Annotated in this window: 5 protein-coding genes; all 5 read left to right on the forward strand. The window is 60.0% G+C overall.

The genetic code is table 11. The features are described from left to right. Positions 1 to 432: ATP-binding cassette domain-containing protein (locus WCG50_RS17275; RefSeq protein WP_336900836.1), on the forward strand; the 432-nt coding region annotated here is incomplete at its 5' end. Positions 433 to 488: 56 nt separating this feature from the next. After that, on the forward strand, positions 489 to 1,745 hold the full coding sequence (locus tag WCG50_RS17280; protein WP_336900837.1) for an AMP-binding protein: 1,257 nt from the start codon (positions 489 to 491) through the stop codon (positions 1,743 to 1,745). A gap of 39 nt (positions 1,746 to 1,784) precedes the next feature. Continuing rightward, entirely contained in the window at positions 1,785 to 2,768 is a 984-nt protein-coding gene (locus tag WCG50_RS17285; protein ID WP_336900838.1) for a tripartite tricarboxylate transporter substrate-binding protein, read from the forward strand. 9 nt (positions 2,769 to 2,777) lie between these two features. After that, positions 2,778 to 4,580, forward strand: coding sequence for a PhnD/SsuA/transferrin family substrate-binding protein (locus tag WCG50_RS17290; RefSeq protein WP_336900839.1), 1,803 nt, complete (start codon positions 2,778 to 2,780; stop codon positions 4,578 to 4,580). Beyond that, the coding region (locus tag WCG50_RS17295; RefSeq protein ID WP_336900840.1) for a response regulator at positions 4,564 to 5,102 on the forward strand (539 nt) is incomplete at its 3' end. The genes WCG50_RS17290 and WCG50_RS17295, both read left to right, overlap by 17 nt.

The following is a 5,102-nucleotide window of genomic DNA, read 5'->3' on the forward strand; positions in this document are numbered from 1 at the left end:
GAAAAAGTCTACAACTACTTTCCCCGCCTTAAAACCCGGCGCACCAGTCAGGCCGCCTACACCTCAGGCGGAGAACAACAAATGTGCGCCATTGGCCGCGCCTTGATGGCCAACCCCAACATGGTGCTGCTGGATGAGCCCTCGATGGGATTGGCGCCGCAGATTGTGGAAGAGGTGTTTGAGATCGTGAAAGACCTCAACACCAAAGAGAAAGTCACCTTCCTGATTGCCGAGCAAAACACCAACATGGCCCTGAAATACGCCGACTACGGCTACATCATGGAGTCCGGGCGGGTGGTGATGGACGGTGCAGCCAGCGACCTCGCCAACAACGAAGACGTCAAGGAGTTCTATCTGGGCATGGGTGGCGGCGAGCGCAAGAGCTTCAAGGATGTGAAAAGTTACAAGCGCCGCAAGCGCTGGCTGGCCTAAAAAATGCACGGGTGGCTCCGCCACCTAACAGACGACTTTCCTCTAAATTAACTCCTATGACTCAACATTACGATGCGTTGGAAACGCGCGACAGCACCTCGCGTGAAGCGGCCTTGATGGCGGCATTGCCGGGCCAGGTAGCGCGGGCTAAAAATGCCTCACCTGCGTTTGCCGAGATTCTGAAAGACGTCAACCCGGCAACCGTGATCGACCGGCAAGCTTTGGCGCGTCTGCCGGTGACCCGAAAGCACGAGTTGCTGGAGCGCCAGCAGGCCAGTCGTCGCGCTGGAGGTGATGTGTTTGGTGGCTTTAGCGCCGTGGCCTTTGGGGGCCAGATGCCGCGTGTTTTTGCCAGCCCCGGTCCGATTTACGAACCCGAAGGTGCGGCCAAGGATTACTGGCGCATGGCACGGGCTATTTATGCGGCCGGTTTCAGGCCCGGTGAGTTGATACACAACTGCTTCAGTTACCACTTTGTTCCAGCCGGCTCCATGATGGAATCGGGTGCCCACGCCATGGGCAGCACTGTGTTCCCCGGCGGCACCGGCCAGACCGAGCAGCAAGTGCAGGCCATCATCGAACTGAAGCCCGCCGGTTACATTGGCACCCCCAGTTTCCTGAAAATCATTGTCGATAAAGCGGCTGAAATGGGCGTGGCCCTGCCCAGCCTGACCAAAGCCATGTTTGGCGGCGAGGCGTTTCCGCCATCCCTGCGCGACTGGTTTGCCGAGCGCGGCATTGCCGGTTACCAGTGCTACGCCACCGCCGATCTGGGCTCAATTGCCTACGAGACCGAGGCGCGCGAAGGCCTGGTGATTGACGAAGGCGTAATTGTCGAGATCGTGCGCCCCGGCACCGGCGACCCGGTGGCGGAAGGCGAAGTGGGCGAAGTCGTGGTCACCACACTTAACCCCGATTACCCGTTGATTCGTTTTGGTACCGGTGATTTGTCAGCCGTACTGAGCGGGCCGTGCCCGACCGGGCGCACCAATACCCGCATCAAGGGCTGGATGGGTCGCGCCGACCAGACCACCAAAATCCGGGGCATGTTTGTGCATCCCGGTCAGGTGTCCGAGGTCATCAAGCGCTTCCCGGAAGTGGCGCGGGCCCGTCTGGTCGTGACTGGTGAAATGGCGAATGACGTCATGACGCTCAGGGTCGAAACCGCTTGCGGCGGGCCGGACGGCCTGGTTGCCAAAATTGCCGATGCCATTCGCGATGTGACCAAACTGCGTTCGCAGGTCGAACTGGTGTTGCCCGGCAGCCTCCCCAACGATGGCAAAGTGATTGAGGACGCCCGCAGCTACAAGTGATTTATAGTCGAACGGCACAGATTGAAGAGGAGTTGTGTCGTGAAACGTTTTCTTGTTTTGGCCGTGGCGGTGACGGCTTTGGTGGCTCAGGCGCAGGGCTTTCCGGGTAGCAAGCCGATTGTGGTGGTGGTGCCTTTTGCCGCGGGTGGGCCAACGGACCTTGTGGCACGCGATTTGACCCTTGCGATGCGCAAATCCTTGCCGGGCGCCAATTTTGTGATCGAGAACGTCAACGGTGCTGGCGGCACCATCGGTGCGGGCAAGGTGGCCAAAGCCAGTCCCGATGGTCACACCCTGCTGATCTGGCATATTGGCATGGCCTCGACGCCGAGTTTGTACCGCAAACTGGCGTTCAACCCGCTGGTCGACTTTGATTTCCTGGGTGTGGTCAACGAAGTGCCGATGACCTTGATTGGCAAGCCGCAGTTGCCGGTGAATAACTACCACGATTTTGAAAACTACATCCGTGCCAACCGTGGCAAGCTCAACATGGCGCACGCCGGTTTGGGCTCGGCCTCGCACCTGTGCGGACTCATGTGGCAGTCGGCCATTAACGCCCGGGAGGCCATGAACACGCTCCCGTTTGGCGGCACGGCACCAGCCATGACCGCGCTGGTGAACGGGCAGGTGGATGTGATGTGTGACCAGACCACCAACACTGCAGTTCAGATTGAAACCGGGCGTGTCAAGGCCTTTGCTGTGACCACTTCCGAGAGACTCAATCACCCCACCTTCCTCAAGAACTACCCGTCACTCAAGGAGATGGGTTTAAATGGTTTTAACCTCACCATCTGGCACGGTGTCTATGCACCGAAAGGCACGCCAGCGGCCGTGCTCAAGCAGCTGAACGAGGCATTGAAACTGGCTTTGAAAGACCCCGATTTCATCCGCAAACAGGAAGCCCTGGGGGCCGTGGTGGTGACTGACAGCCGCATAGAGCCGGCTGGACACAAGGCCTTTGTGGCGAGCGAAATCGCCAAACTCAAACCCTTGATCGAAGCCGCCGGCAAGTTCGCCGATTGACCTGACCCGATGAGCATCACGGCGGGACGCTGGCCTTTTGTTGTCAAGGCACTTTGTCTTTGGTTTGTGTTGCTGTGCGGGGGACTCACGCCGGTGTTCGCCAAAGAGGTGGTCCTCGGCGTGTTTGCCTACCAGGGTGAGCGCGCGGCTACGTCGGACTGGTCTCCAGTCCTGAAGCACCTCAACGCCGCCTTGCCGGCCTACCGTTTTCGGCTGGATAATTTTGATGCCGAGGGGCTGCGCACTGCCATTGCAGAGCAACGCGTTGACCTGGTCATTACCAATCCCGGTTACTACGTCGCCATGGAGTACGAGTTTGGTCTGAGCCGAATTGCGACGCTGACGTCCCCACTGGCCCTGTCTCCCGCCAAGGGCATTGGCTCAGTGGTGATCGTGCGGGCCGACCGCCATGACCTGAATGCTTTGTCTGATCTGGCCGGCAAGCGCCTCGCCGCCGTGGCGCCGCAGGCCTTTGGCGGTTATTTGGTGGTGGCGCGTGAGTTGCTGCGCCAGGGGATTGACCCCGAGACTGACCTCAAGGAACTTCGCTTCATGGGCTTGCCGATGACCAACATCATCGCCGCGGTGCATAGCGGGGCCGTGGATGCGGGGGTCGTTCGCACCTGCCTGCCAGAACAGTTGGCGCGCCAGGGCGATCTGAAGATGACCGACTTTCGTGTGCTGTCACCCCGCCATGAAGACGGCTTTGCCTGCGCCTTGTCGACCCCGCTGTACCCCGACTGGCCGATTGCCGTCACCCGCAGCACCGATCGCACGCTGGCCAAACAGGTGGCCCAGGCGCTCCTGAATATGCCGGAAACCGCCGGCGGCCTGAGCTGGTCGGTGCCTGCGGATTACCAACCGGTACATGATCTGTACCGGGAGCTGCGCCTTGAACCCTATGCTTTCCTGCGGGCCAATACGCCACAAGCCTTGCTCAAACGGTTCTGGCCCTGGCTGCTGGGGCTTTTGCTGCTGCTGGTGGCCGGAGGTGTTCATACGGTTCGGGTCGAACATCTGGTGAAGCGCCGTACCGCGCAACTGCGCGACTCACTCAGTGCCCGTGAAGCGGCAGAAGCGCGCATGCGCAGCCATCAGGAACAGATGGATCACTTGTCGCGCCTGTCGATTCTGGGGGAGCTTTCCAGTAATCTGGCGCATGAAATCAACCAGCCACTGACCACCATCGGCAATTACGCGCGCAGCGTGCTGCGCCGCCAGGCCGATCAGAAATTGACCCCCGAGGCAGTGTTGGAAGCCTGCACTGAAATTGACAACGAGGCCCAACGCGCCAGTGACATCGTGCGACGCATACGCCACTTTGCCCGCAAGCGCCCGGCCGTGCGGGAGCCGGTCGATCTGTCCCTGATCGCAGTCGAGGCGCGACGTTTGTTGCTGGGGATGTTGATGCACCCGCCCGCCATTGTCATTGAAAACGCGTCGCTGCCACATGAACAGGTGTTGGCCGATGGGCCTCAAATTCAACAGGTGCTGCTCAACCTGCTGAAAAATGCCATCGATGCCGGACGCGATCTGCCGACTGAGCGGCAAGGCATTTTGCTGCGCATCGAAACCCTGGACAAACGCGTGCTGGTGCAGGTCATCGACCAAGGCTGTGGGCTCACGGCCGACGACCTGAGTCACCTGTTTGAACCCTTCTTCACCACCAAACCCGATGGCTTGGGGTTGGGCTTGCCCATTTGTAAAACCATCATTGAAGCGCACGGCGGTCGCCTGTGGGCCGAGTTGAACCCACAAGGTCCCGGTATGCGCTTTTCTTTTTCCCTCCCTTGCCATGTCCCCCCTGTCTGAAAAATCCATTGTTTATGTCGTTGATGACGACCCGGCGCTGTGCCGCTCCTTGCGTTTTCTGTTGGAGTCGGTCGGCTGGCGGGTGCAATTATTCGCCTCAGCGGCTGAGTTTTTGCCGGTGGCCAGCGTGCTGACGCAGCCCTGCTGTCTGCTGCTCGACATCCGGATGCCCGGCATGAGTGGACTTGAACTGCAGCAAATCCTGCATGAACGCGCCTTTGCCGTGCCGATTTTGTTCATGACCGGGCATGCCGACGTCTCCATGGCAGTGCAGGCCATGAAGTCCGGCGCCTGTGATTTCATCGAGAAACCGTTCAACGATCAGAAGGTGCTGGACGCCGTGGCGGCGGCTGTGCGGCGTTGTGCTGAAGTGCTGGATGAGGCGCAGCGCCGCGATAGTGCACACCTGACGCTAACCACCCTGTCTCCGCGCGAGCGTGAAGTCGCCCGGCTGGTGGCGCTGGGCCGCCCCAACAAGCTGATCGCCAGCGCCCTGGAAATCAGCGAAAAAACAGTGCACAT

The sequence above is a fragment of the Rhodoferax sp. genome (genome assembly GCF_037143375.1).
Classification (GTDB): Bacteria; Pseudomonadota; Gammaproteobacteria; order Burkholderiales; family Burkholderiaceae_C; genus Rhodoferax.